This window comes from Streptomyces aurantiacus, from assembly GCF_001418335.1.
Taxonomy (GTDB): Bacteria; Actinomycetota; Actinomycetes; order Streptomycetales; family Streptomycetaceae; genus Streptomyces; species Streptomyces aurantiacus.
Window position 1 is genome coordinate 1 of record NZ_LIPP01000228.1, and the last position, 26,092, is coordinate 26,092.

Genomic DNA, 26,092 nt, shown 5'->3' on the forward strand with positions numbered 1-26,092 from the left:
GTCCGACGAGGTGGAGCCGCCCGGGGTGGTCCGGCCGGGGGCGGGGGTCGAGGACCCGGAGCCGGCGGACCCGGACGAGTCGGCCGATTCCTTCTCGACGCCCTCGTCCCCGTCTTCGTCGCCGTCCTTGTCGCCGTCCTTGTCCTTCTTGGACTTCTTCGTCTCCGAGGCCGAGGGGGAGGCCGACGCGTCCGGGGACCGGGAGCCCGCACCGGCGGACGAGCCGCTCCCGCCGGACGACGCCGAGCCGTCCGTGGCGGCCGAGGACCCGGCCGACGCCCCGTCCCCGGCGGACGCCTTCGGCTCGGACGACGGCGCCTCGATGCCCAGCTCGGCCAGGCTGAGCCCGCCGGCCGCCAGCAGCAGTCCCGCCCCCGCGAGGAGCATCCGCTTGCGCCGCCGCCGGTGCACCGCGGCCCGCCGGTCGCGGCGGTTCGCCCGGACCCCGCGGCTCCCCCGGCGTCGGGAACGGCGTCCCGCGCCGCCGTCCGGCTCGTCGTCCCCGTTCTCCGGGTCGTCGCGTTCGTCGGCGTCCGCACGGTCTTCCAGGGAGGCCGCGTGCTCCCGGCACGCTTCGGCCGATGTACCGCACCCCGGGCAAGCGAGGGCGCCATTGAGGTGCCGTTGGCACGGGTGGCAGTAGTCCATGACGCCGGAAGACTAAACTCCGCCCCGGTCACGTTCACAGGCGCAGCTGTGAAAGTTCTGTGCTGAACTACTGGTTCCGGTACGGCCAGTTGAGGACAGGACGGAACATTCGCGGCCTTCCCTCGCCATCACGCCCGAAAGCGTAGTTCGTTCGACCCATTGACACTTCCGCCACCCCGTCCTTACTGTCTGGCCAGCATTTCGAACGCATGACGAGATATCGAACAACATCGTAGAGCCAGAGACCAGAGCCAGAGCCGTAAGCACAAGCCGTAAAGCAGAAGCCGTAGAGCACAAGGGGCAATTTCCGTGCGTATCACCGGAATCAGCACTCACGTGGTCGGGACGCCGTGGCGCAACCTGACCTATGTGCAGGTGCACACCGACGAGGGCATCACCGGAGTCGGTGAGACCCGCATGCTGGGCCACACCGACGCGCTGATCGGCTATCTGCGGGAGGCGCAGGCCAATCACATCCTCGGCTCCGACCCCTTCGCCGCCGAGGACCTCGTGCGGCGCATGAAGTACGGCGACTTCGGGCGGGCCGGCGAGATCGTGATGTCCGGTATCGCCGTGATCGAGATGGCGTGCTGGGACATCAAGGGCAAGGCCCTCGGCGTACCGGTGTGGCAGCTGCTCGGCGGCAAGGTCACCGACCGCGTGAAGGCGTACGCGAACGGCTGGTACACCACGGAGCGCACCCCGGAGGCGTACCACAAGGCCGCGCAGGCGGTCGTCGAGCGCGGGTACAAGGCGCTGAAGATCGACCCCTTCGGTACGGGCCACCTGGAACTCGACCACGAGCAGTCGCTGTACGCGGTCTCGCTGATCGAGGCGGTCCGGGACGCGATCGGCCCGGACACCGAGCTGATGCTGGAGATGCACGGCCGTTTCTCGCCGGCCACGGCCATCCGGCTCGCCCGGGACCTCGCGCCCTTCAAGCCGGCCTGGCTGGAGGAGCCGGTCCCGCCGGAGAACCTGAAGGCGCTGGAGAAGGTGGCGGCGAAGGTCGACATCCCGGTCGCGACCGGCGAGCGCATTCACGACCGCATCGAGTTCCGCGAGCTCTTCGAGAGCCAGGCCGTGGACATCATCCAGCCGGACGTCGGCCACATCGGCGGCATCTGGGAGGCCCGGAAGCTGGCGGCGACCGCCGAGACGCACTACATGCTGGTCGCGCCGCACAACGTGGGCGGGCCCGTGCTGACCGCGGCGAGCCTCCAAGTCGGCTTCACCTCACCGAACTTCAAGATCCTTGAGCACTTCAACGACTTCGCGGACGCGGACATCAAGAAGGTCGTGAAGGGCGCCCCGCAGGTCGTCGACGGCTACTTCGAGCTGTCGCACGAGCCGGGGCTCGGCGTCGAACTGGACACGGACGCGGCGGCGGAGTTCCCGCAGCAGCAGGCGCGCTTCGATCTGTGGGCGGACGGCTGGGAGCAGCGCAAGCCGAAGGGCGGGGCCAAGTGACTGCGCCCGCCACCGGGTTGCGCGACGGCCTGTGGCAGGCTGTGCACCCCCGCCGCGGGCCGCTGTGGTCGCGCGCCGCGGCGGATCGAGGGGGGCACCGCCCCTTCGGGACCCCGACCCGCCCCACCGCCACGGAGCAGTCATGAGCGCCGTATCCCAGGCCGCCGTCGTCGCCGCGTCCCAGGCCGTCGTCATCGAGGGGCCGGGCGAGCACCGGCTGGCCCCCCACGAGCCCACCGCGCCCGCCGCGGGCGAGGCCCTCGTACGGGTCCACGCGAGCGGCATCTGCGGCAGTGACCGCGAGGTGTACCAGGGCAACCGCCCCGAGGGGTACGTCCGTTACCCGCTGACCCCGGGCCACGAGTGGTCCGGCACGGTCGAGGCGGTCGGTGCCGGGGTCCCGCACGGTCTGGTGGGCCGCAAGGTGGTCGGCGAGGGTTTCCGCAACTGCCAGGTCTGCGACCGCTGCCACGAGGGCGAGACGACGCTGTGCACGGCCGGCTACGAGGAGACGGGCTTCACCCGGCCCGGCGCCATGGCCGGCACGCTCACGCTCCCCGCACGGCTGCTGCACGTACTCGCCGACGACGCCGATCTGACGGCCGCGGCGCTCCTGGAGCCCGCGGCCTGCGTCGCGGCGGCGGCGCTCAAGGCGAACGCGCGCCCCGGCGAGCGGGTGGCGGTCGTCGGCACCGGAACGCTCGGCATGTTCGCCGTGCAGTTCCTGAAGGCGGGTTCGCCCTCGGAACTGCTCGTGGTGGGCACCCGCCCGGACCGCGAGAAGCTGTCGCGGACCTTCGGCGCCACCGACTTCCGTACCCGGGACCAGGAACTGCCCGCCGACTTCGACGTGGTGATCGAGACGGCCGGTTCCGCGACCGCCGCGACCACCGCCGCCGCCCTGCTGAGGCGTGGCGGGCGGCTCGTGCTCACGGGCATCCCGGCCGCGGGCGCCGAGGGTCTCGACCCCACCGAGCTCGTCGTACGGCAGCTGGAGGTGCACACCGTGTTCGGGGCGCCGCCGGAGGCCTGGGCGCACACGGTACGGGTCTTCGGCGCGGGTCTTCTCGATCCGCTCCCGCTCGTCACGCACGAACTGCCGTTGGACGAGTTCGCCCACGCCATCGAACTGGTGGGGTCGGGCGATCCCAAGGTCGGCAAGGTGCTGCTGCGGCCCTGACGGGCTGCCGGTGGACACCGGCAGCCCTCTGGGCCCGCGGCGCCGTCCGGCCCCCGAGCCGTACGCCGGTGCGGAGACCTGACGCCCCGTACCGGCGTACATCCATCGACCGAACCACGTCCGACATACCGAACACTCACGTCCAGTGCATACGTCTCGTGCATAGATCTCGTGCATCCGTCCAGCGCAGCCGTCCGGCACGTACATCGAACGCATACCTCGAACGCACTCTTTGCCAGAGCTAAGGAAAGCTTGTGACCGACGCTTCTCCCAAGGCGGCCCGTCGACCCGGTGAGCAGGCCCTCGCCGCGCTCGGCCTGGGCGCGCCCGCCCTGTCCCCCGCCGACGCCTCACCGCACGCCTTCCCGGGAGGCGGCCGCTGGCGCACCGAGGTCCCCTCGTGCGAGGGGCCCGAGGCGCTGGCCGTGGTCCTCAAGGAGTCCGCACGGCTCGATGTGCCGATCCACCGGATCAGCCAGGGCAGTGGCGTCTGGATGCTGACCGACGCCGAGATCACCGAGATGGTCGACGCCACCGCCGAGCGCGACATCGAGCTGTGCCTCTTCACAGGACCGCGTGGTACGTGGGACATCGGCGGTTCGACGCGCACCGACTCGCGGGGCGGCGGTCTGCGGGCCCGCGGTCACGATGCGGTGGCCGGCTGTCTCGAAGACGCCGTACGCGCAACGGAGTTGGGCGTAAAGTGCCTCCTCGTGGCTGACGAGGGCGTGCTGTGGTCTCTGCACAGGGCCCGTGTCGCCGGGATCATTCCCGCCGACACCACGCTCAAGGTCTCGGCACTCGTCGGTCCGGTCAACCCGGCCGCGTACGCCGTGTACGAGCAGCTCGGCGGGGACTCCATCAACGTGCCCAGCGATCTCACGCTGGACCACCTGACGGAGATCCGCAGGGTCAGCGCAGCCCCCATGGACATGTACATCGAGGCCCCCGACGATCTCGGCGGCTACGTGCGCATGTACGAGGTCGCCGAGCTGATCAGGCGCGGCGCCCCGCTGTACCTCAAGTTCGGCCTGTCCAAGGCACCCGGGATCTATCCCTACGGCCACCACATGAGGGACGTGACGCTGTCCACGGCACGGGAGAGGGTCCGGCGCGGCCGGCTCGCCCTGGACCTGCTGGCGCGGCACGGGGCGGACGGCGACATGGCGCCGATCGGCTCCCGGCTGCCGGGAACACTCCAACGTTTTGACATTCCCTCATAACGTTCCGAGTACACCCCCTTCACAAAAGCCGACGTGGCCGAACACAATCCGACACACCTCCTCTCGGTCGTTCCCCGCTCCATCGCCCCACAACTCCAGACCGAGCCCGTCAGAGCATCAAGGATGATGATCATGCGCAATCGCAAGGCAGCCCTCTCCGCCATAGCCGCGGCAGCCTCCCTCGCCCTCACCCTGTCCGCCTGTGGGCAGGACAGTGACGGCGGCAGTGAGAGCGACAAGGGCGAGTCGAAGAAGGGCTCCACCGTCGGTATCGCGATGCCGACCAAGTCGTCCGAGCGCTGGATCGCCGACGGCGCCAACGTGGAGAAGAACCTGAAGGCGGCCGGCTACAAGACCAAGCTGGCCTACGGCGAGGACGATCCGGACACCCAGGTGTCGCAGATCGAGAACATGATCACGCAGGGTGTGTCCGCGCTGATCATCGCGGCGATCGACAACAAGTCGCTCGACAACGTGCTCCAGCAGGCCAAGGAAGCCGACATCCCGGTCATCTCCTACGACCGTCTGATCCTCAACTCGCCGAACGTCGACTACTACGCGTCGTTCGACAACGAGAGGGTCGGCGAGCTGCAGGGCGGCTACATCGTCGAGAAGCTCGGTCTGAAGGACGGCTCCAAGAAGGGCCCGTTCAACGTCGAGCTGTTCGCCGGCTCGAACGACGACAACAACACCCAGTACTTCTTCAAGGGTGCGATGAGCGCCCTGCAGCCGTACATCGACAAGAAGCAGATCGTCATCAAGTCGGGCCAGACGAAGATGAACCAGGTCACGACGCTGCGCTGGGACGGCGGCACCGCCCAGAAGCGCATGGACGACCTGCTGACCTCGACGTACAAGAGCGCCAAGGTCGACGCGGTGCTCTCGCCCTACGACGGCATCTCCATCGGCATCCTGTCGGCGCTCAAGTCGGACGACTACGGCTCCAAGAGCAAGCCGCTGCCGGTCGTCACCGGCCAGGACGCCGAGGTCGCCTCGCTGAAGTCGATCAAGGCGGGCGAGCAGACGGCGACCGTGTTCAAGGACACCCGCGAGCTCGCGAAGGTCGCCGCGAACATGGTCGACTCGGTGCTCAACGACAAGAAGCCCGAGATCAACGACACCAAGTCGTACAACAACGGCGCGAAGGTCGTGCCCGCCTTCCTGCTGACCCCGGTGAGCGTCGACAAGACCAACTACCAGAAGGTCGTCGTCGACTCCGGCTACGTCAAGGCCGACGCAGTCAAGTAACCGCCACCCCCTAGGGATTGGAAGGCACGACCATGGCGGGACCCGTCCTGGAAATGCGCTCGATCGTCAAGACCTTTCCCGGCGTCAAGGCGCTCTCGGACGTCTCTCTGAGCGTCCGGCCGGGCGAGGTCCACGCCATCTGCGGTGAGAACGGCGCCGGCAAGTCGACCCTCATGAAGGTCCTCTCCGGTGTCCATCCGCACGGAACCTACGAGGGCGACATCCTCTTCGAGGGTGAGCCCTGTACGTTCAAGGACATCAGGGCGAGCGAGCAGCACGGCATTGTGATCATCCACCAGGAGCTTGCCCTGGTGCCCTACCTCTCCATCGCGGAGAACATCTTCCTCGGCAACGAGCACGCCACGCGCGGGTTCATCAGCTGGACCGAGACGCTGAGGCACGCGACCGAACTGCTGCGGCGGGTCGGGCTCGACGAGCACCCCGACACCCGCGTCGCCGACATCGGCGTGGGCAAGCAGCAGCTCGTCGAGATCGCGAAGGCGCTGTCGAAGAAGGTGAAGCTGCTGATCCTCGACGAGCCGACGGCGGCTCTGAACGACGCGGACAGCGGCAAGCTCCTGCAGCTCATCCTGGGTCTCAAGGACCAGGGCATCACCTCGATCATCATCTCGCACAAGCTCAACGAGATCGAGACGGTCGCCGACTCGGTGACCATCCTGCGCGACGGGCGGTCCATCGAGACCCTCGACGTGAAGGCCGCGGAGACCACCGAGGACCGGATCATCAGCGGCATGGTCGGGCGCGACCTCGACCACCGCTTCCCGGAGCGCACCCCGCACCAGGCCGAGGTGGGCGCGGCGCCCGCCCTGGAGATCCGCAACTGGACCGTGCACCACCCGATCGACCAGCAGCGCAAGGTGGTCGACGACGTGTCGATCCAGGTGCGCCGCGGGGAGATCGTCGGCATCGCCGGACTCATGGGCGCCGGGCGCACCGAGCTCGCGATGAGCGTCTTCGGACGCACCTACGGCCGGTACGCGGGCGGCACCGTCCTCAAGGACGGCACGGAGATCCGTACGAAGACCGTGTCCGACGCGGTCAAGCACGGCATCGCGTACGTGACCGAGGACCGCAAGCACTACGGCCTCAACCTCATCGACACGATCAACCGGAACATCTCGCTCAGCGCGCTGGGCAAGGTCGCCAAGCGTGGTGTGGTCGACGAGCACCAGGAGCGGCAGGTCGCCGAGGGCTTCCGCAAGTCGATGAACATCAAGGCGCCGACCGTCTTCGAACCGGTGGGCAAGCTGTCGGGCGGCAACCAGCAGAAGGTCGTCCTCAGCAAGTGGATCTTCGCGGGCCCTGACGTGCTGATCCTGGACGAGCCGACGCGCGGCATCGACGTGGGCGCCAAGTTCGAGATCTACACGGTCATCGACAGACTGGCCGCCGAGGGCAAGGCGGTCGTCTTCATCTCCTCCGAGCTGCCGGAGCTGCTCGGAATGTGCGACCGCATCTACACGATGTCCGCCGGGCAGCTGACCGGCGAGGTCCAGCGGGCCGAGGCCACGCAGGAAGTGCTGATGCGCCAGATGACGAAGGACAAGAGGTAAGACCGATGAGCACGAATGTGACCGCCAAGTCCCCGGCCCCGGCACCCGCCGGCAAGGGCGGCTCGACCGGCGGCGACAGCCTCCTGCAGCTGGTGATGGACGGCATGCGCCGCAACATGCGGCAGTACGGCATGCTGATCGCGCTGGGCCTGATCGTGGCGCTGTTCGCGGTGTGGACGGACGGCGACCTGCTGCTGCCGCGCAACGTCTCCAACCTGGTGCTGCAGAACAGCTACATCCTGATTCTCGCGATCGGCATGATGCTCGTCATCATCGCGGGCCACATCGACCTGTCGGTCGGATCCCTCACCGCCTTCGTGGGCGCCGTCGGAGCCGTACTGATGGTCAACCACGACGTCTCCTGGCCGATCGCCGTGGTGCTGTGCCTGCTCATCGGCGCCGCGGCGGGGGCCGCGCAGGGGTTCTTCATCGCGTACCTCGGCATACCGTCGTTCATCGTCACCCTCTCCGGCATGCTGACCTTCCGCGGTCTGACGGAGATCTTCCTTGAGGGCCAGACGCTCGGCCCGTTCCCCGAGGGCCTGCAGAAGGTCTCCAACGGCTTCCTGCCCGAGGTCGGCCCGGACACGAACTACCACAACCTGACGCTGCTCCTCGGCTTCGCCGTGATCGCCTTCGTGGTGATCCAGGAGGTCCGTGACCGCAGGCGGCAGCAGGAGTTCGCGCTCGAAGTACCGCCCACCAACCTGTTCCTGCTGAAGATCGTGGCCCTGGTCGCCGCGGTGCTCACGGTCACGATGATGCTCGCCAGCTACAAGGGCGCCCCGGTGGTGCTGCTCATCCTCGGCGTCCTCGTCGTGGGCTTCGGCTACGTGATGCGCAACGCCGTCATCGGCCGCCACATCTACGCGATCGGCGGCAACCTGCCCGCGGCGAAGCTGTCCGGTGTGCGGGACAAGAAGGTCACCTTCCTGGTCTTCCTCAACATGGGCATGCTCGCGGCACTGGCCGGTCTGGTCTTCGCGGCGCGCTTCAACGCGGCCTCGCCCAAGGCGGGTGTGAACTTCGAACTGGAGGCGATCGCGGCCTCGTTCATCGGCGGCGCGTCGATGAGCGGCGGCGTGGGCACGGTCCTCGGTGCGATCATCGGTGGTGTCGTCCTGGGTGTGCTCAACAACGGCATGAACCTCGTCGGCGTCGGCAGCGACTGGCAGCAGGTCATCAAGGGCCTGGTGCTCCTCGCGGCGGTCGGCTTCGACGTGTGGAACAAGCGCAAGGTCGGTTCGTAACGTGCCAGGTGGGGCCCCGTGGACGTACTGTCCACGGGGCCTCATTTTTTGTTGTACGCGGCTCTGTGCGCGGCATGAACCACCCACGTCTCGGGAAGTCAGGAACCGGTGAAAGAACTCTTCGGCGAACTCGCCGACGGAACGAAGGTCCACCGCTGGTCGCTGGAGAACGGCGGCACACGGCTGAAGGTCCTCAGTTACGGCGGCATCGTCCAGTCCCTGGAACTCCCCGACCGCCGCGGCCGGTACGCCGGCGTCTCGCTCGGGTTCGACACCGTCGAGGCGTACGAGACGTCCAGCCCGTACTTCGGTGCTCTCATCGGCCGGTACGGCAACCGCATCGCCAAGGGCCGCTTCAGCCTCGACGGCGAGGACCACCGGCTGCCCGTCAACGACGGCGGCCACAACCTGCACGGCGGGCCCGAGGGCTTCGACCGGCACGTCTGGGACGTGGCGGAGTTCACGTCCGGCGCCGACGTGGGCCTGGTCCTGCGCCGCACCAGCCCCGACGGCGAGATGGGCTACCCCGGCACGCTGACGACGCAGGTCACCTACACCCTCACCGCGCAGGGCGACTGGCGCGTCGACTACGAGGCGACCACCGACCGGACCACGGTCGTCAACCTCACCAGCCACGTGTACTGGAACCTGGCAGGTGAGGGCGCCGGCTCCGTCCACGACCACGAGCTGGTGATCGACGCGTCCCGCTACACGCCGATCGACGCGGGCCTCGTCCCGACCGGCGAACTCGCCGACGTCGCGGGCACCCCCTTCGACTTCCGCCAGCCCAAGGCCGTCGGGGCGGACCTGCGGCGGGCGGACCCACAGCTCCTGCACGCCCAGGGCATCGACCACAACATGGTCCTGGACAAGGGACTCACCGACAGCCCCGAGCACATCGCGACCGTCCGGGAGCCGGTCTCCGGCCGCACCCTGAAGATCGCGACGACCGAACCGGGTGTGCAGCTCTACACCGGCAACTTCCTGGACGGCACCCTCGTCGGCCCCGGCGGCCGGGCCTACCGGCAGGGCGACGCGCTGTGCCTGGAGACCCAGCACTTCCCCGACTCGCCGAACCGCCCGGAGTTCCCGTCGACCGTGCTCAGGCCCGGCGACACCTACCGGTCGACGACGATTCATTCGTTCAACTTGTAACAAGCCTTCACAGCTGGTTCACAACTTCCACATCGATGCACAGCCGTTGAACAGAGACACACAGCCGCCCGTACTTAGAGGCGGCCCGCGTATCCCCGCTCGGGCCGCCCCTCAAGGACGGAGGGTCCATGGCCGACAATGTCACCTCGCTGTTCCGCACCGGCGCGCACAGCCCCTCGATGGCCGCGCTGGCACGCGAAAGCGGGGAGGCGGGTCCGCTGGACTTCTGCATCCCGTGCAATCCGTACTTCCCCACGCCCGCGATGTTCGACGAGCTGACCCACCGGCTCCGCGACATCATCACGTACTACCCGAGCAGCGCGGACACGATCACCGCAGAACTGTGCAACCTGCTCCAACTTCCGCCGCAGTGCGTGGCGATGGGCAACGGTTCCACCGAACTGATCACCTGGATCGATCATCTGCTGGTCCGGGAGTCCCTCGCCATCCCCGTCCCCACCTTCGGCCGCTGGACCGACCAGCCGCTGGAGACCGGCAAGCGCGTCGACATGTTCCCGCTCCAGGAGAGCAACGGCTTCGCCCTCGACCCGGCGCAGTACATCCAGTTCATCCGCTCCCGCGGCACCCGCGCGGCCGTCATCTGCAACCCGAACAACCCCGACGGCGGCTTCCTGCCCCGCCAGACGATCCTGGCCTTCTGCGACGCGCTCGCCGATCTGGACCTGATCGTCATCGACGAGTCGTTCCTGGAGTTCGCCGACGCGGAGAACGAGCCGAGCGTCGTCGAGGAGGCCGTGATGCGGCCCAACGTCATCGTGCTGCGCAGCCTCGGCAAGAACTTCGGACTGCACGGCGTCCGGTTCGGCTACATGGTGGCCAACCCGGGGCTCGCGGGCAGAATCCGCTCGATGCTGCCCAAGTGGAACCTCAACGCCTTCGCGGAGACCGTGGTGTTCATGCTCAAGAACCACGGGCCCGAGTACGCGGAGAGCCTGCAACTGGTGCGCCGCGACCGGCTCGACATGGCACACCAGCTCTCCGCACTGCCCGGTCTCACGATCTACCCCTCGCAGGGCAACTTCCTCTTCGTACGCCTTCCGGTGGGCGCCGAAGGCACCGTGGTCCGGGACCGGCTGCTCACCGAGCACCGCATCCTGGTCCGCGAGTGCGGCAACAAGATCGGCTCGTCCAGCCGCTTCCTGCGGCTCGTGGTGCGCCCCCCGGCGGACGTACGTCGCCTGGTGTCCGGCATGGAATCGGTGCTCTTCGGGGCCAGGAGGGGAGCCGCCGTGCCCGAACTGAACACCGGGACCAACTACAGCTCGGGTACGGCGGCGGTCGACCGGCTGGTCGGTTCGACCAACGGCCAGGGCTTCCCGGGCCTGGCCGCGTCGGCGAACGGCATGGTCGGTCAGCCCCAGGCCCTGCCTCTCCCCCAGCCACTGACGGCCGGCGCGAACGGAATGGTCCAGCAACCGCAGCCGATGGTGGCCGCGGCGAACGGCATGGTGGGACAGCCCCAGCCGCTGACGGCCGCGCAGACCCGCGGCACGAACGGCATGCCGGGCGGACTGACCGCGGTGAACGCGCAGGGCCAGCCGCAGCAGTTCCCACCGCAGTTCGCGCCGCAGCAGGGCTATCCGCAGCAGCCCCAGGCGATGCCGCAGCCGCAACCGGTGCCGCCACCGCAGCCCACCGGCTGGCCGAACACGGCGGGCGCGTCCGACGGGGTGGGGTGGCCTGCGGCCGGCACCGTCAACCGGGTCGGCTGACCGACCCGGTTGCACCGCCAGAAGATCGCGCGGTTCCCCGCGCCCCTGGGTTTTCAGGGGCGCGGGGAACCGCGCGACCAGCCCCCACCGGGCCGCGGTGTCACACCGTGCTGACGCGCCACTCCTGGCAAGGGTTGCTCAACCACGTCCACTGCCGGACATCCGCCCCGTCAGCCGTCGAGCAGTCGGCGACATCCGCCACCTTCCCGGTCGCCTGGTTCACCACCCGGACGTATCCCCCACTCGTGGCAAGGAACCGGAACCGCTGGCACGTGTTGTCCAGCCACGCCCACTGCCGCAGATCGGCCCCGTCGGCGGACGAGCAGTCGGCCGTGTCCAGCACCTTCCCGGACGCCACGTTCACCAGCCGGCTCGTGTCGTCGCCGCGGTCCTCGACCCGCCACCGCTGGTTGGTGCCGCCGTTGCAGGCGTACTGCTGGACATTGGCCCCGTCCGCCGCCGAACCGCCCGCCACCTCCAGGCACTTACCGCTGTTGCGGTTGGTGAGCGTGTACGTGGCCGACGTGCCGGCAGGCTCCCCCGACGGCCCGGCCGCACTCGCGCCGAGCGCGACGGGCGTACCGAGGTTCGGCGACCCGTCCGAGTTCCAGGTGAACTTCTGGGCCCGGGTCGTCCGCCCGTTGTCGCAGCCGTCGCCCGCGCTGTCGTTGGCGTGGTAGACGATCCAGCTCTCGGTCCCGTCGGGCGAGTTGAAGAACCCGTTGTGCCCGGGCCCGTACACGCCTGCCGCGTCGTTGCGCTGGAAGACGGGCGTGGACTTCTTCGTCCAGGAGGACGCGGAGAGCGGGTTCGAGCCGGTCAGAGTCAGCTGCCCCAGCTTGTAGTCGGGCGTCCAGCAGCCGCTCGCCGAGTAGATGATCCGCGTCACCCCGCCCCGCTGGAGCACTTCGGGCCCCTCGTTCACCGTCCCGCCCGACTTCTCCCAGTCGTACGTGGGTGTCGAGATCGTCGAGAAGGAACCGCTGACCGTGTACGGATTGGACATCGGCGCGATCACGAGATTCTGCGTACCGCCGCTCGCGCTGCCCAGCAGATACAGCTGCCCGTTCATGTTCAGCACGCTCGGATCCAGCATCCAGGCGCTGTTCAGCCGGCTCTTGTACGTGTACGGGCCCATCGGGTCGGAGCCGGAGCTCTCCAGGACGTGGGTGCGCTGGGTCGGGTTGTAGTCGGAGACGTTCTGCCCGGCCACGAAGTACAGGTACCACCTGCCGCCGGAGTAGAAGAGCTCGGGCGCCCAGATGTTGCAGCAGCGCGAGGCCGCGTCGCCCTGCCACACCTGCACGCTGGGCGCGGTCGACAGCCCGGCCAGGGTCGGCGACCTGCGCATGGTGATGACGTCGGTCCAGCTCGTCGTCACCAGGTAGTAGTTGCCGTCGTGGTACGAGATCCAGGGGTCGGCGCCCTTCACCGACTTGACCGGGTTGCTGAAGGTGGCCGCGCTCGCCGACGGCTGCCCCAGGGACAGCGCGAGCAGCAGCGCGGCCAGCAGGGTCAGTAGGCGACGGGCCATCCGCTGCTCCAGTTCAGGAGGTTGATGCCGAGCTTGGGAGTGCCGTTGTCCTGGCCGTCGTAGTAGTGGTAGACGATCAGGTCGCCGTCCGAGTCCGCCATGATCGACTGGCCGCCGGGGCCGATGTACCGGCCGTGCGACTCCAGCACGGGTGTGCCGCCGTTGTTCGTCAGGGCGACGCCGTTCTTGTCGTAGTACGGCCCGGTGACACCGGTGGCCCGGCCGACCTTGACCTTGTACGTGGAGCTGGTGCCGGCGCAGCAGGTGTCGTACGAGGCGAACAGGTAGTAGTAGCCGTTGCGCTTGACGATGTACGGCGCCTCGACGGCCTTGGTGCCGGTCGGGCGGGACGCGATGGAATAGCGCGTGGTGTTCGTCGAGAGCTGTTTGCCGGTCGACGGGTTGATCTGGATCATCTTGAGCCCGGTCCACCAACTGCCGAAGGACAGCCACCACTTGCCGTCGCCGTCCACGAAGAGGTTCGGGTCGATGGCGTTGTAGTCGCTGGAGGTGGTGGACGTGTAGACCGTGCCGTAGTCGCTCCAGGAGCCCGGCAGTCCGGTCGTCGAACCGGCAAGCCCGATGGCCGACTTGTTCGAGCCGAAGGTCGAGACGGCGTAGTACATCAGGTACTTGCCGCCCTGGTACGAGATGTCGGGCGCCCATGCCTCGGTCGCGTACCCCGACCACCAGCTGGGCTTGGTGCCGAAGGCGTCGGCGCCCGCGCTGAAGGCGATCCGGTCGCTCGACGTCTTGTTGCCGAGGCCGCCGCCGGTGGCGTACAGCAGGTACTGGCCCGACGAGGTGCGGATCATCGTCGGGTCGTGGACGACGGTCGAGCCGGTGACGGTGCCCGGGTTGGGGTACGCGGACGCGGTGCCGGGGACGAGAGCGAGCAGGACGGCGGCGGGGAGGGCGAGGAGCGCGGTCCTGCGGGCACGGGTCCTACGGATACGGGTGCTGCGGGTGCGGGTGCGGGTGCTGCTGGAGGTACTGGAGGTGCGGCTCACGCGGGTCCTCCTACGGGTTGAGAGTGGGGGTGAGTGGGGGGAGTTGAGCGAACCGATTCGTTCGATATCACGAACGCTGGTCATGACTTCGAACGGGACCGTAGATTCGAACCCCTCGCGCGTCAACGGCTCACACAGCACCTCGCGCCCCGGTAACCGTCGAAAGTTTTCGGCACCCCGGCTGTCTCACAACAGACTTGACGTGCCGTCACTTTGCCCGACTCACAGCGATCCGACAGATTCCGTTTCTACGGTGCCGTGTTCATGACAGACTCACCGATCGGACGTCGAACCCTGCTCATCGCCACGGGCGCCACCGCGGCGGCGTTGACCGTGGGAGCCACGGCCCAGCAGACCCCCACCGTCGCCGACCAGGCGCCGGCCGCCGCCGCAGCCGTCTGCACCCTCACGAAGGAGATGACCGAAGGCCCCTACTACCTGGACGGACAACTGGTCCGCGCCGACATCAGCGAGGACAAGACCGGCATTCCGCTGAAGCTCACCCTCACCGTCGTCGACGACGACACCTGCGCTCCGCTCGGCAACGCGCTGGTGGAGATCTGGCACTGCGACGCGCTCGGCGAGTACTCCGGGTTCGTCGGCGGGAACGGGCACGACGAGCCCGACAACGGCACGTTCCTGCGCGGCGGGATCCTGACGGGCTCCGACGGCGTCGCGAGCATCACCACCGTCTACCCCGGCTGGTACCGGGGCCGTTGCGTGCACATCCACATCAAGGTGCACACCGACGTCACGCTGACCCCCGACGGCTCCTTCGAGGGCGGCCAGGAACTGCACACCGGCCAGCTGTTCTTCGACGAAGCCGTCACCACACAGGTGGCGCTGGTACCCGTGTACGCGGCCAACACGGTGCCGCGGACGACCCTCGCGCAGGACGGCATCTACGACGACGGGGGCGCGGCTTCCGGACTGCTGACCCTCACCCCGCTGGGCGGTTCGACGACGGCGGGCTATGCGGGCGTTCTGACGCTCGGTGTCGAGACGAGCTGAGGCCCGCCGTTCTTCGGCCGCAGCCGAGTGGGGGCTGGTCGCGCAGTTCCCCGCGCCCCTGAAAGACGGGGCTGCGCCCCTGTCTTTCGTCTTCGGGGGCGCGGGGAAGAACGCGACCCCCCTCATCCCCGCCCGCTGCGGCTGAGGACGCGCATACCGCCCGCGTCCACCACCCGCACCTGCAGCGATCCGCACCCGCAGCGGGTCCACACCGTGTACCCGCCCGCGGTGTCGTGCCGGGACACCACCTGGAAGGGCTCGGCGCGGTCCGGCCATCCGCAGTACGGGCACGCGTCACCGCCGGGCCCGCCCTGTGGCGTACTGGCCTCCTGGGCTGTGCTGGTCATCTTCAACTCCTCCTACGGGGCGCGACACAGCCAGGGTGTAACGGAACCTCTGTGTACGTCCAGGTTGTCTTTCTGGACCACACCTTGAAGCCGGGCCTTTATAATCGGGTCCCATGATTGATCTGCGCCGGCTTCATGTCCTGCGGGCCGTCGAGCACTACGGCACGGTGACCGCCGCCGCCCGCGCCCTGCATCTGACGACCTCCGCGGCCTCCCAGCAGGTGCGTCAGCTCGCCCGTGAGCTGGGCGTCGACCTGCTGGAGCCGCAGGGGCGCGGCGTACGGCTGACCCCGGCCGCCCGGAGCCTGATCACGCATGCCGACGCGATCCAGATCCGCTGGGACCAGGCGGAGCTGGACCTGCGCGCCGACCACGACGATCCGGCCGGACTGCTCCGGGTCACCGGCTTCCCGATGGCCGTCTCGGTGCTGCTCGCCCCGATGGCGGCCCGGCTGCGCGAACGCCACCCCCGCCTCTCCGTCCGCATCCAGGAGGCGGTCGTACCCGAGCACTTCGACCTGCTCTTCGAGGGCGGGGCCGACCTCGCGGTCGTCGAGGCGACCTCGCGCAACCCCCCGATCGGCGATGCCCGATTCGACCAACAGCCGCTCCTCGACGACCCGTTCGACCTGGTCGTACCGGACACACACCGGCTGGCGGGGCGCGAGCGGGTGGACCTCGCCGAGGCAGCGCGCGAGGACTGGATCGCGCCGGTCGAGGACAGCCCCTGCCGCATGCAGGTGCTGTCCGCGTGCGGCGCCGCCGGATTCACCCCCGACATCGTCCACCTGGCGATGGACTGGAACGTGATGGCCCACCTCGTCACGCACGGCCTCGGTGTCGCGCTCATCCCGCGGCTCGCCCACCTCACCCCCCACCTGCCGATCACCCGCGTCCGCTGCACGGGCGACCCGCACCGCAAACTCCTCACGTGCACCCGGGCCGGGGGCCACGAACGCCCGGCGGTCGCGGCGGCGCTGGACGTTCTGCGGGAACTGGCGCCCACAGCCGTGGCGTGAACACCACAGGAGGGCCGATTAGGGTGCCGCTGTGGGACGGTGGACGCGGTGCCGGGAAGGTGAGTGGCTGTGGAGGTGCTGGGGCACGGCGAGGGTCTCGACGAGCTGCTGCGGCTCGTACGGCGACAGGGGAGCCCGGCGGAGGTGCTGGAGCTGCTCGGCCGGCGCACCGGGGCGGACGTCGCGTGGATCGGACGCGGGGGCGCGGTCGAGACGGCCACGGCCGGGTTTCCCCGGCGCCTGGCGTCCGCGCTGACGCCGCAGGTGGAACGCCTGGCCGGCGGACGGCTCGCCGCGGCCACGACCCGGGTCGGAGAGCTGGAGGTGCGCCTCGAAGCGTTCGGGGGGCGCGAGCCGCGGCCGGTCCTGGTGACCGTCAGCGCGTCGGCGCTGTCGCGGGAGGCGGCCGCGCTGGCCTCGCAGGCCGGCGGCATCGTCGACCTGCTGAGCCAGGCGTCGGAGGCCGACGACGGCACACGGGGGTACGAGGCGAAGGCGGCGCAGCTGCGGTTCGCGGTCCTGACCGCCCTGCTGGCCGGGGACGTCACGATGGCACGGCGGATGACCACGGGTGACGTCCCGCCGATCCTGAACGCGGAACGGGTACGGGTCCACCTGCTGCACTGCACGCCCGCCGACCGCGACCGGCTGACCAGGACCTATCTGGACCCGTCGGGCTACCACGGCCCGGGTCTGATGGTGAACTGCCCGGTGTTCAGGGAGCAGTTGATCTGCCCCGTCGGCGACGACCCGGAACTCGGCGGCCGTTTCCGGCAGGGCGAGGTGCTGCGCCGGCTCGTCAGGGAGAACCCCGGGTACGCCCTTGGCGTCAGCAGACCGCACCCGCTCGCCGCCACGGCCGAGGCGTACGTCGAGGCCGTGCACGCCCTCGCTGTCGCCCGCAACTCCCCCGGCCGGCTTGCCGCCTACCGGGGACGGCCCTCGCTGGTGCACGTACTGCCGCGCCGGGCGGCCCTCGCCTGGGCGCGCGGCTATCTGGAGCCGCTGCAGGCGGTCCCCAAGCCCACCGTGGACGTCATCCGGCTGGCTGTGACGTTCTCCCGGTCCGGCGTGGCCCGTCTGCTGCACCTCAGCCGTACCACCGTCGCGGCTCACTGCCGCCGGGCGGAGGAGGCGCTGGGCATCGACCTCGGCGAGGTCCGCACCCGCGCCACGCTCGATCTGGCGCTGTCGCTCACGGCCCTGCCGGCCGATCCCTCCGACACCGTCCAGCCGGTCGCGCCGCCGCTCGGCGAGCTCCTTGCCGCCTACGCGGCCACGGCATGGGCGGAGCCCTTCCTGCGCCCGCTGCGCGACGCCGCGCACCGCGATCTGCACCTCACGGTGGAGGCCTGGATCGACGCCAACACCGACGCGCAGCGCACGGCCGCACAGGTGGGTCTGAGCCGCAACACGGTCCGCGCCCATCTGCGCGCCGCCGAACGCCTCCTCAACCGTGACCTGCTCACCACCGGTTCGGGCATTCACGACGTGGTGCACGCCCTGCGCGTGACGGCTGCGCAGCGTGCACACCCGACGACCGAATCTGGCCAGCGTGCACAGTGGTCGTCGACGGACGTCGCCTCCTAACGTGCACAGTGCGCGGCGAATGGCCCACGGGGGAGGTCATTCGCCGCGACGCGTTCCGGCTCCCGCCACACTCCAGTCACACCGTCACGTCGGAGACGCCCCCACAGGCTGAGGCGCCCCCTCCCCCTCTCTCTCCCTCTCCTTCTCTTCCTCCCGCTCCTTGCGATGGGCGCGGATCGAGTACGTCAGCGCCCCGGCCCACAGGGCGTACACGAGCACGTACACGCTCACGCCGACCGTGTCCGACGCCGCCACCCAGTCGCTCCTCAGCAGCGTACGGACGTTGGTGACGACGATGACGCCGCCGACCGCGGAGCCCAGGACGCGCGGGGGCAGCAGCCGCACCAGCCAGGCCGCGAGGGGCGCCGCGACCAGACCGCCGACGAGGAACGCGGCGACCCAGCGCCAGTTGAGGCCCTGGGAGTCCAGGGAGAAGAGGAACCCGAGGCTGGCGGCGACGGCGACGAGGAACTCGCTGGTATCGATGGACCCGATCACCTTGCGCGGCTCCAGCCGGCCGCCGGCCAGCAGCGCCGGTGTACCGACCGGGCCCCAGCCGCCTCCGCCGGTCGCGTCGAGGAAGCCGGCGACCAGGCCGAGCGGCGACAGGAACCGTTTGCGCAGCGGCTTGCCGAGATTGCCCTTGGGCAGGCCGCGGAACGTGAACCGGGACATGACGTACAGCCCGAGCCCGAGGAGGATCAGGGACATCACGGGCTCGGCGGTCCCGGTGGAAAGCCCGGACAGGACGGTCGCGCCGAGGAAGGAGCCGACGGCACCGGGTACGCCGATCCTGACGACGACCTTCCAGTCCACGTTGCCGAAGCGCCAGTGCGAGGCGCCGGACATCAGTGTCGTACCGATCTCCGCGAGGTGGACCGTGGCCGAGGCCGCGGCGGGGTTGGTGCCCATGGAGAGCAGCAGGGTGGTCGAGGTCACGCCGTAGGCCATGCCGAGGCTGCCGTCCACCAGCTGGGCGCCGAGGCCCGCCAGGGCCAGCAGTACCAGCGTGCGCATCGTGTCGTTCCGTCCCGTCGTGTCGCGGCGCCCCTCCGTGAGCCGGAAGGGACGGACGGGACGCTAGATGCCCGAACTGAGGATTGCCTGAGCACGCGATGAGGACACCGCACAGACGCCCACGGCCCGTTCCCTGTCTCCGGGGCGGCCTACCCGTCGCCCTCGGTGTCCGGTGCGGGCAGGCGCATGCCCCGGTACGACGCGTCAGGCCAGCCTGATCACGTTCCAGGACAGCGGCTCCAGGGTCGCCGTCAGCCTGCCGTCCTGGAGCGTGGTTCCCGTGACGTCGTGCGGTACGACCCGCTCCGGCTCGGCGAGCGTGTTGCGGGCGTCCGGGGCGGCGTCGGCCAGGGCCGTGTGCTCCACGACGGTCGTCAGACCGAGCGAGCCCAGTGCCACCTCCAGCGGCAGCGCCTCGGTCCGGCCGCGGTTGACGGCGAAGACGGTGACCGAACCGTCCTCGGCACGCACGGCGGTGGCGTGCAGCAGGTCCGTCTCGCCGTACTTCCTCGTCTCGTACGTCGGTGAGTCCACCCGTACGTCGAGGACCTGGCCGCGCCCGTACCGCGAGGCCTGGGCGAACGGGAAGTAGGTCGTCTGGCGCCAGGCCGGGCCGCCCGGCTCGGTCATGATCGGCGCGATGACGTTGACGAGCTGGGCGAGGCACGCGACGGTCACCCGGTCCGCGTGCCGCAGCAGCGCGATGAGCAGCGAGCCGAAGACGACGGCGTCCGTGACGTCGTAGCTGTCCTCCAGCAGACGCGGTGCCTCGGGCCAGTCGTCCTGCTCGAACGTCGTCGCCTGCTCCTGCCAGCGCGAGAGGTACCAGACGTTCCACTCGTCGAAGGAGAGGTTGATCCTCTTCTTCGACTTCAGCCGCGCGCCTACGTGGTCGCAGGTGGCGACCACGTTCTCGATGAAGGACTCCATGTCGACGGCGGAGGCGAGGAAGGAGTCGACGTCGCCGTCGACGGGCTCGTAGTAGGCGTGCAGCGAGATGTGGTCGACGACGTCGTACGTCTCCTGCAATACCGTCGCCTCCCACTCGGCGAACGTCTCCATGGACTGGCCCGAGGAGCCGCAGGCGACCAGTTCGACGCCGGGGTCCTGCTGGCGCATGGCGCGGGCCGTCTCGGCGGCGATCCTGCCGTACTCCTCCGCGGTCTTGTGGCCGGTCTGCCAAGGGCCGTCCATCTCGTTGCCCAGGCACCACAGCCGGATGCCGTAGGGGTCCTTGTCTCCGTGAGCCGCCCGGAGGTCGGACAGGGCGGTGCCGGAGCGGTGGTTGGCGTACTCCTGGAGTTCCAGGGCCTCGGCGACGCCGCGGGTGCCGAGGTTGACGGCCATCATCGGCTCGGCCTGCGGGCCGAGCTTCTTGAGGAACGCGATGTACTCGGAGAGACCGAAACGGTTCGTCTCCGTGGAGTGCCAGGCCAGGTCGAGGCGGCGGGGGCGGTCCTCGGCCGGGCCGACGGAGTCCTCCCACTTGTAGCCGGAGACGAAGTTGCCACCGGGGTAGCGGATTGTCGTGACGCCGAGTTCCCTGACCAGGTCCAGGACGTCCTGGCGCAGGCCCGCGTCGTCGGCGGTGGGGTGGCCGGGCTCGTATATGCCGGTGTAGACGCAGCGGCCGAGGTGTTCCACGAACGAGCCGAACAGGCGGGGGTTTACTTCGCCGACGGTGAAGGCGGGATCGAGGGTGAAGCGGGCGGTTTCGTGCATGGGTGGCCTGTTCGCCTTTCGAGAGGGAGGGGTGGCTTGCGTGTCGTTGGCGGGTGCGGGTTCGTTGTGGCTGGTCGCGCTCACGCGGCGGAGCCGCATATCGACACGGCCCCGCGCCCCCGAAAAAACGTGGGAGTTACTGGCCCGCCAGACCCGTGTGTGCGACGCCTGCCACGATCTGGCGTTGGAAGAAGACGAAGACGACGATCAGCGGCAGGCCCGCCATCAGGCCGCCGGCCATGAGCTGGGCCCACTGGATGCCGTACGAGTTCATGACGGTCGCGATGCCGTTCGGCATGGTCATCAGGTCGGGGTTGTTGGTCACCATGTACGGCCACAGGAAGTTGTTCCAGGACGCGATGAACGTGAAGATACCGACCGCCGCGAGGGAGGGGCGGGACAGCGGGAGCACGATGGTGAAGAAGACCCGCCAGCGGCCCGCGCCGTCGATGAAGGCGGCCTCCTCCAGTTCGCGCGGGATGCCCTGGAAGAACTTGTAGAGGATGTAGACCATCGCGGCGGGCGCGCACTGCGGCAGGATCATGCCCCAGTAGGTGTCCACCATCCCCATCTGCTGGACCGTGGTGAAGAGCGGGACACCGAGGACGGCCGGCGACACCATCAGGCCGGTCATGACCAGGCCCAGCAGGAGGTTCTTGCCGCGGAACTCGGTGCGGGCGAAGCCGTATCCCGCGAGCGCGCTGACGCTCAGCACCACGGCCGTCACGCACACCGAGACCACGAACGAGTTCACGAACCAGTTGGTGATGTTGCCGGTCTCGAAGATGGCCTGCCACGCCTGGGTCGTCCAGTCCTTCGGCAGCCAGTGCGTCGGCACCTCGACAGCCTCGGTCTCGGACTTCAGGGAGGTGAACAGGGCCCACACGAGCGGCGCGAGGAACACCGCGGAGACGGCGGTCGCGAGGAGGGTGAGCACGATCTGGCTGGGCGTCCAGGGCTTGCGGGGCGCCTTGTCGGTCAGCGTGCGGGGAGCCTTACCGGCCTTGACATGCGTCTGTGCGGCGGTGCTCATCGGCCGCCCTCCTCACGGTTGCGCAGCAGCCACATCCGCGCGAGGGCGACGGCCGCGATGATCACGAAGAAGATGATGGAGATCGCGGAGGCGTAGCCGACGCGGTAGCTGGTGAAGCCCTCTTCCAGCGTGTACTGCACGAAGGTGCGGGTGGAGCCCTCCGGTCCCGGCAGGAAGTCCATCATCACCACCGCCTGGTCGAAGACCTGGAGCGAGGCGAGGATCTGGAGGGCGAGGACGAGTCCGGTGATGTTGCGCAGCATCGGCAGGGTGATGTGGACCATGCGGTGCCAGGCGTTCGCACCGTCCAGTTTGGCGGCCTCGTAGAGGTGCGCGGGGATGCCCTGGAGGGCGGCGAGGTAGAGGAGGAAGCTGAAGCCGACCGTCCACCACAGGGTGCAGACGACGACGGCGAGCATGGCGTACGACTTGTCGGTCAGCCAGGGCGTCTCGCCGCCGAACACAAAGTTGATCATTCCGGTGCCGGGGTTGAACAGCCACTGCCACAGGTTGGCGGCGACGGTGGACGGCAGCAGGAACGGGGCGAAGAAGCACAGCCGCCACAGCCATTTGCCGCGCTCGATGTGGTGGGCGAGCATCGCGAGGAGGAAGGCGAGGACGGTGATGCAGGGCACGACCAGAAGCGTGAAGTACGCGCTGTTGCCGAGCGATTCCCACACCAGCGGGTCGTCCAGGGCCTCGCGGTAGTTGTCGAGGCCGACGAAGCTGGTGGCGTCGCCGGAGATGTTGGCGTCCGTGAAACTGAGGTAGAAGCCGCGCAGCAGCGGCCAGATCACGAACAGCGCGAACAGCGCGAGGAACGGGGCGACGAACCAGCCGCCGTGCTGGAAGCCCTGCTTGCGGCGGACGGTGGCGCCGGCCGCGGCGGTCCTCGCGCGCGACGGGGCGATGACGGTCTGTGCGCTGGTCGTCATGCGACCGCACCTCCCTGCGCGGCGGTCTTGCCGTCCATGGGGTTCTTCATGGCGAGCAGCTCGGTGAGTGTGCTCTTCATGCTGCGGGCGGCGGCGTCCGGCTCGGCGGAGCCCAGCGTCGCGGAGACGACGATCGGGCCGACGCGCTGGGCCAGGATGCCGGTGGATCCGGCGAACCACACCTTCGGCTCGGTGGCCTGGTGGTCCATCGCGGAGACGTACTCGCTCTGCGGGTTCATCTTCTGGTAGGCGGCCGTGGTGAGGGTCGGCGTGTACGCGGGTATGTGACCGCCGGCCGCCCACTGCTGGGCGTGCTGGACGATGTAGGCGGCGAGTTGGTGCGCGCCCTCGTTGGCGGCGCCGCCGCGGTCGGCCTGGTGCGGCAGCACGAAGGAGTGCGACTCGGCGTGGGTGGCCTGCTTGCCGAAGACGGGCGGCAGCGGGGTCGCGCCGTACTCGATCTTCGCGCCGTCGAAGACGGGCACCGACCAGTTGCCCTCCCAGACGAACGGGCCGCCGTTGACGAACTGTTCGGCGCCCGCGCCGCCCGCGAAGCCCGGGTCGGAGTACCCGTCGGTGACGTGCCGGCGCAGGAACTCCAGTACCTGCGTGGCCTTGTCGGTGTCGAAGGTGACCTCGGTGTCGGCGTCGTCGAACCAGGTGCCGCCGAGCTGGGTGTAGAAGGCGACGAAGAACCACCACTGGAAGTTCTGGTCGCTGGACCACATGCCGATGGTCTGCAACCCCTTCTTGGTGGCCTTCTTCGCCTCCTTCAGCACGTCGAACCACTCGTCGACGGAGGTGACCGCCACCATCTTTCCGTCGTCGCCGAGCAGCCCCGCCTTCTTCAGCACGTCCTTGCGGTAGAAGCAGAGCTGGACGTGGATGTCGAGCGGGAGGGCGTAGAGGGTGCCGTCGACGACGGCGCGCTTCCACAGCTCGGGGTTGAAGTCCGCTTGCCGCACGCCGTACTTGGCGAGCAGGTCGACGTCCCAGGGGTCGAGGAGCCGGCCCGGCGAGAAGCCGGTGACCCGGCCCAGGTGCATGACGCCGAGATCCGGCGCGCGGTTGCCCGCCGCGGCCATGGCCAGCTTGGTGTAGAAGGGGCTGCCCCACTGGAGGGTGGAGTCCTTGACGTCGATGTCCGGGTTCGCCGCGCGGAAGGCGTCCAGCATCGCGATCATGTTGTACCCGTCGCCGCCGCTGAAGAGGTTCCAGTAGCGGACGCGGGTGTCGGCGCCGGACGCGAGCGCGTCCGCTCCGGTGCCGAGCGCGGCGAATCCGAGGCTTCCCGCGACCGTCAACCCGCCGAGTCCTGCCAGGAAATGCCTGCGATCCAGGCCAGGTCGTCCCATGCCCTGCCCCATCTGTTCGGGTGCCATCATCCGAGTGCACTGTTCGAGATTTCGATTGATGCTCGTAACTTCGAACGGACCGTAGATAGGAAGCGCTTTCACGTCAATGGTTTGCGCAAAAACAGCGGTCCCCGTCCGGGAGATCGGACGGGGACCGCGGATGTTTCTTTACGGGGTTACAGGGTTACAGGGTTACGGGGTTACGGGGTTACGGGTTATGGAGGTTGTGCGCGTCGTCAGCCCGCGAAGGGGGGCTGAGGCAGGCCCTTGCCCGCGCCGGGGACCACGAGCACCGAGCCCGCCAGCGGGTGCGGCGCCTCCAGGCCCGTACGGGCTGTCGTGATGTACAGGTCGGTCAGGTCGGCGCCGCCGAACGTGCAGGCCGTCGCGCGCGGTACGGGTAGTTCCACGACCCGGTCCAGGGTGCCGGAGGGGGTGTAGCGGCGGACCGCGCCGCCGTCCCACAGGGCGACCCAGACGCAGCCGTCCGCGTCGACGGTGAGCCCGTCGGGGAAGCCGTCGCCCTCGTCGATGACCGCCAACGGGCGTCTGTTGGTTGCCTGTTGACCGTCGGAGTCGGTGTCGAAGTCGAAGACGTCGATCCGGCGTGTCGGCGTGTCGATGTAGTACATGAGACGGCCGTCGGGGCTCCAGCCCGTGCCGTTGCTCACCGTCACGTCGTCGAGGACGGCGGTGACCGTGCCGTCCGGGGCGACCCGGGAGAGCGTGCCGCCGCCGGGTGCCTCGTCGTAGCGCATGGTGCCCGTCCACAGGGCTCCGTCGGGTGCGACCGCCGCGTCGTTGGCGCGGCGCCCCGGCACCGGATCACGGTGCAGCCAGCGGAAGTCCTCCGGACCGGGACCGTAGAGGCCCACCCCGTCGCGGAGGTTGACGACCAGGCCGCCGCCCGCCCGCGGCTTGGCGGCGCCCACGTGCTGCTCGGTGGCCAGCACCGTGCGCCGCCCGGAGACCGGGTCGTACGTGTACACCCGGGACCCGAGGATGTCGATCCAGATCAGCCGCTGGGCCTCGGCGTCCCAGGTGGGGCCTTCCCCGAGGGCGGCCTCCGCCCTGACGGCCACCTCGTACGTACGCGTCCTCGTCATCCCACGCTCCGGTAGCCGAGGCGCTCCGACAGCTCGGCCGCGCCCTTGGCGGCGAGCCCTTCCAGTTCGACCTTGCGGTCCTCGCTCCACCGGATCATCGGTACGGAGATGGAGAGCGCGGCCACGACCTGGCCCGTGCGGTCGCGCACCGGCGCGGCGACACAGCTGACGTCGGGGTTCGACTCGCGGCTCTCCACCGCGATGCCGCGGGCCCGGATCTCGACCAGGGCCTCGCGCAGGGCGGCCGGGTCGGTGATGCTGTTCGGCGTCATCCGGATCAGGTCGGCGTCGTCGGGAATCCGCGAGTTCAGCTCGGGCGCGGACAGCGAGGCGAGCAGCATCTTGCCCACGGAGGTGCAGTGGGCGGGGAGCCGGCGGCCCGCGGCGGACACCATGCGCACGGCGTGCGTGGAGTCGACCTTGGCGATGTAGATGACGTCCGTGCCCTCCAGGATCGCCACGTGCACGGTCTCGTCGCAGGTCTCCGCGACGGACCGGGCGACCTGCTGGCCCTCGGCGGCGAGGTCCAGCTGCTCGGCGTAACGGCTGCCGAGCTGATACGGCCGCACGCCCAGCCGGTATCGTCCCGGCTNNGATGTACGAACGGGCCGCGAGCGTCGTCACCAGTTCGTGCACGGTGGTGCGCGGCAGTTGGAGCCGGCGCACTATATCGGGGGCGGAGAGTGTCCCGTCCCCGTCGAGGAAGAGCTCAAGTATGTCGAGAGCCCTGGTTACGGCAGGTACTAGGCGTCCCACAACTGGCCCCCTCCCTTGTGTTCGAGATTTCAACAGCCGATCGGCATAGCGAACACAGGCTACTCACACCGGTTACGGTGGGCAATGGGCGCGCGGGCACGGGCGGGCGGACGGTTACGGGTGAGCTGGACGGGCACGGGCGGGCTGGACGTTCACCGGTGGGCATGCAGTAAACG

21 protein-coding genes and 2 pseudogenes are annotated in these 26,092 nt (G+C 69.3%); 11 read left to right on the forward strand and 12 right to left on the reverse strand.

Translation table 11 applies throughout. The features are described 5' to 3' along the window. A partial coding sequence (locus AOK01_RS44155) for an SCO2400 family protein (protein ID WP_055516347.1) occupies positions 1-648 on the reverse strand: 648 nt, incomplete at its 3' end. Between the two features lie 309 nt (positions 649-957). Between AOK01_RS44155 and AOK01_RS27495 the strand changes: the two genes are divergently transcribed. The 8 genes and pseudogenes from AOK01_RS27495 (at position 958) to AOK01_RS27530 (ending at position 11,481) form a co-directional block, all read left to right on the forward strand. Then, positions 958-2,118 (forward strand): mandelate racemase/muconate lactonizing enzyme family protein, encoded by a 1,161-nt coding sequence (locus AOK01_RS27495; protein ID WP_055516349.1) that lies wholly within the window; start codon positions 958-960, stop codon positions 2,116-2,118. Between the two features lie 142 nt (positions 2,119-2,260). Continuing rightward, positions 2,261-3,298 carry a zinc-dependent alcohol dehydrogenase gene (locus AOK01_RS27500; protein WP_055516351.1) on the forward strand — a complete coding sequence of 346 codons (1,038 nt, stop codon included), beginning with the start codon at positions 2,261-2,263 and terminating at the stop codon, positions 3,296-3,298. A gap of 254 nt (positions 3,299-3,552) precedes the next feature. Next, the gene (locus AOK01_RS27505) at positions 3,553-4,521 is read left to right on the forward strand and encodes a hypothetical protein (RefSeq protein WP_055516353.1); all 969 of its coding nucleotides are present in this window, start codon (positions 3,553-3,555) and stop codon (positions 4,519-4,521) included. A 132-nt stretch (positions 4,522-4,653) separates the two neighbouring features. Beyond that, positions 4,654-5,769, forward strand: a complete 1,116-nt coding sequence (chvE, locus tag AOK01_RS27510; protein ID WP_190852737.1) for a multiple monosaccharide ABC transporter substrate-binding protein — start codon at positions 4,654-4,656, stop codon at positions 5,767-5,769. 32 nt (positions 5,770-5,801) lie between these two features. Beyond that, a complete protein-coding gene (gene mmsA / locus AOK01_RS27515) occupies positions 5,802-7,343 on the forward strand; it encodes a multiple monosaccharide ABC transporter ATP-binding protein (protein ID WP_055516357.1) in 1,542 nt (513 codons plus the stop codon). Positions 7,344-7,348: 5 nt separating this feature from the next. Next, on the forward strand, positions 7,349-8,593 hold the full coding sequence (mmsB, locus tag AOK01_RS27520) for a multiple monosaccharide ABC transporter permease (protein ID WP_055516359.1): 1,245 nt from the start codon (positions 7,349-7,351) through the stop codon (positions 8,591-8,593). A gap of 99 nt (positions 8,594-8,692) precedes the next feature. After that, a pseudogene (locus AOK01_RS27525) lies at positions 8,693-9,748 on the forward strand (aldose epimerase family protein); the annotation flags it as partial. Positions 9,749-9,876: 128 nt separating this feature from the next. Next, positions 9,877-11,481 carry a pyridoxal phosphate-dependent aminotransferase gene (locus tag AOK01_RS27530; protein WP_079103800.1) on the forward strand — a complete coding sequence of 535 codons (1,605 nt, stop codon included), beginning with the start codon at positions 9,877-9,879 and terminating at the stop codon, positions 11,479-11,481. Between the two features lie 100 nt (positions 11,482-11,581). Here AOK01_RS27530 and AOK01_RS27535 read toward each other — a convergent pair whose 3' ends face one another. Further along, positions 11,582-13,015, reverse strand: coding sequence for a family 43 glycosylhydrolase (locus AOK01_RS27535; RefSeq protein ID WP_055516363.1), 1,434 nt, complete (start codon positions 13,013-13,015; stop codon positions 11,582-11,584). Beyond that, entirely contained in the window at positions 12,997-13,968 is a 972-nt protein-coding gene (locus AOK01_RS27540) for an arabinan endo-1,5-alpha-L-arabinosidase (protein ID WP_055516377.1), read from the reverse strand. Before AOK01_RS27540 ends, AOK01_RS27535 begins: the two co-directional genes overlap by 19 nt. 321 nt (positions 13,969-14,289) lie before the next feature. Here AOK01_RS27540 and AOK01_RS27545 point away from each other — a divergent pair, with 321 nt between their 5' ends. Then, positions 14,290-15,036 carry an intradiol ring-cleavage dioxygenase gene (locus tag AOK01_RS27545; RefSeq protein ID WP_055516379.1) on the forward strand — a complete coding sequence of 249 codons (747 nt, stop codon included), beginning with the start codon at positions 14,290-14,292 and terminating at the stop codon, positions 15,034-15,036. Between the two features lie 122 nt (positions 15,037-15,158). Here the strand turns inward: AOK01_RS27545 and AOK01_RS27550 are convergent, their stop codons facing one another. After that, positions 15,159-15,383, reverse strand: coding sequence for a hypothetical protein (locus AOK01_RS27550; RefSeq protein WP_055516365.1), 225 nt, complete (start codon positions 15,381-15,383; stop codon positions 15,159-15,161). A 113-nt stretch (positions 15,384-15,496) separates the two neighbouring features. On the opposite strand from AOK01_RS27550, the gene AOK01_RS27555 reads away from it, so the two are divergent. Continuing rightward, positions 15,497-16,402, forward strand: a complete 906-nt coding sequence (locus tag AOK01_RS27555; RefSeq protein WP_055516367.1) for a LysR family transcriptional regulator — start codon at positions 15,497-15,499, stop codon at positions 16,400-16,402. A gap of 69 nt (positions 16,403-16,471) precedes the next feature. Beyond that, complete coding sequence (locus tag AOK01_RS27560) at positions 16,472-17,992, forward strand: helix-turn-helix domain-containing protein (RefSeq protein WP_063792877.1); 1,521 nt, start codon at positions 16,472-16,474, stop codon at positions 17,990-17,992. 84 nt (positions 17,993-18,076) lie between these two features. Here the strand turns inward: AOK01_RS27560 and AOK01_RS27565 are convergent, their stop codons facing one another. The 8 genes and pseudogenes from AOK01_RS27565 to AOK01_RS45420 form a co-directional block, all read right to left on the reverse strand. Further along, entirely contained in the window at positions 18,077-19,009 is a 933-nt protein-coding gene (locus AOK01_RS27565; protein WP_055516369.1) for a sulfite exporter TauE/SafE family protein, read from the reverse strand. A gap of 204 nt (positions 19,010-19,213) precedes the next feature. After that, positions 19,214-20,731: an arabinosylfuranosidase ArfA gene (arfA, locus tag AOK01_RS27570; protein WP_055516372.1), complete on the reverse strand. Its 1,518-nt coding sequence runs from the start codon at positions 20,729-20,731 to the stop codon at positions 19,214-19,216. Positions 20,732-20,867: 136 nt separating this feature from the next. Next, the gene (locus tag AOK01_RS27575; protein WP_245702438.1) at positions 20,868-21,764 is read right to left on the reverse strand and encodes a carbohydrate ABC transporter permease; all 897 of its coding nucleotides are present in this window, start codon (positions 21,762-21,764) and stop codon (positions 20,868-20,870) included. After that, positions 21,761-22,699 (reverse strand): carbohydrate ABC transporter permease, encoded by a 939-nt coding sequence (locus AOK01_RS27580; protein ID WP_055516374.1) that lies wholly within the window; start codon positions 22,697-22,699, stop codon positions 21,761-21,763. The genes AOK01_RS27575 and AOK01_RS27580 overlap by 4 nt, the downstream gene beginning before the upstream one ends. Then, positions 22,696-24,054 (reverse strand): extracellular solute-binding protein, encoded by a 1,359-nt coding sequence (locus AOK01_RS27585; RefSeq protein ID WP_055516383.1) that lies wholly within the window; start codon positions 24,052-24,054, stop codon positions 22,696-22,698. The genes AOK01_RS27580 and AOK01_RS27585 overlap by 4 nt, the downstream gene beginning before the upstream one ends. A 236-nt stretch (positions 24,055-24,290) precedes the next feature. Further along, positions 24,291-25,160, reverse strand: a complete 870-nt coding sequence (locus AOK01_RS27590; RefSeq protein ID WP_055516375.1) for an SMP-30/gluconolactonase/LRE family protein — start codon at positions 25,158-25,160, stop codon at positions 24,291-24,293. Then, positions 25,157-25,752: IclR family transcriptional regulator (locus tag AOK01_RS27595; RefSeq protein WP_245702439.1), on the reverse strand; the 596-nt coding region annotated here is incomplete at its 5' end. The genes AOK01_RS27595 and AOK01_RS27590, both read right to left, overlap by 4 nt. 2 nt (positions 25,753-25,754) lie before the next feature. Then, a pseudogene (locus AOK01_RS45420) lies at positions 25,755-25,916 on the reverse strand (helix-turn-helix domain-containing protein); the annotation flags it as partial. Between the last annotated feature and the right edge of the window lie 176 nt (positions 25,917-26,092).

Coding starts and splice junctions, on each gene's coding strand:
- AOK01_RS27585 (WP_055516383.1), bottom strand. CDS start 24,054: ATGGGACGACCTGGCCTGGATCGCAGGCATTTCCTGGCAGGACTCGGC.
- arfA (WP_055516372.1), bottom strand. CDS start 20,731: ATGCACGAAACCGCCCGCTTCACCCTCGATCCCGCCTTCACCGTCGGC.
- mmsB (WP_055516359.1), top strand. CDS start 7,349: ATGAGCACGAATGTGACCGCCAAGTCCCCGGCCCCGGCACCCGCCGGC.
- AOK01_RS27545 (WP_055516379.1), top strand. CDS start 14,290: ATGACAGACTCACCGATCGGACGTCGAACCCTGCTCATCGCCACGGGC.
- AOK01_RS27575 (WP_245702438.1), bottom strand. CDS start 21,764: ATGAGCACCGCCGCACAGACGCATGTCAAGGCCGGTAAGGCTCCCCGC.
- mmsA (WP_055516357.1), top strand. CDS start 5,802: ATGGCGGGACCCGTCCTGGAAATGCGCTCGATCGTCAAGACCTTTCCC.
- AOK01_RS27555 (WP_055516367.1), top strand. CDS start 15,497: ATGATTGATCTGCGCCGGCTTCATGTCCTGCGGGCCGTCGAGCACTAC.
- AOK01_RS27530 (WP_079103800.1), top strand. CDS start 9,877: ATGGCCGACAATGTCACCTCGCTGTTCCGCACCGGCGCGCACAGCCCC.
- AOK01_RS27550 (WP_055516365.1), bottom strand. CDS start 15,383: ATGACCAGCACAGCCCAGGAGGCCAGTACGCCACAGGGCGGGCCCGGC.
- chvE (WP_190852737.1), top strand. CDS start 4,654: ATGCGCAATCGCAAGGCAGCCCTCTCCGCCATAGCCGCGGCAGCCTCC.
- AOK01_RS27500 (WP_055516351.1), top strand. CDS start 2,261: ATGAGCGCCGTATCCCAGGCCGCCGTCGTCGCCGCGTCCCAGGCCGTC.
- AOK01_RS27590 (WP_055516375.1), bottom strand. CDS start 25,160: ATGACGAGGACGCGTACGTACGAGGTGGCCGTCAGGGCGGAGGCCGCC.
- AOK01_RS27580 (WP_055516374.1), bottom strand. CDS start 22,699: ATGACGACCAGCGCACAGACCGTCATCGCCCCGTCGCGCGCGAGGACC.
- AOK01_RS27535 (WP_055516363.1), bottom strand. CDS start 13,015: ATGGCCCGTCGCCTACTGACCCTGCTGGCCGCGCTGCTGCTCGCGCTG.
- AOK01_RS27565 (WP_055516369.1), bottom strand. CDS start 19,009: ATGCGCACGCTGGTACTGCTGGCCCTGGCGGGCCTCGGCGCCCAGCTG.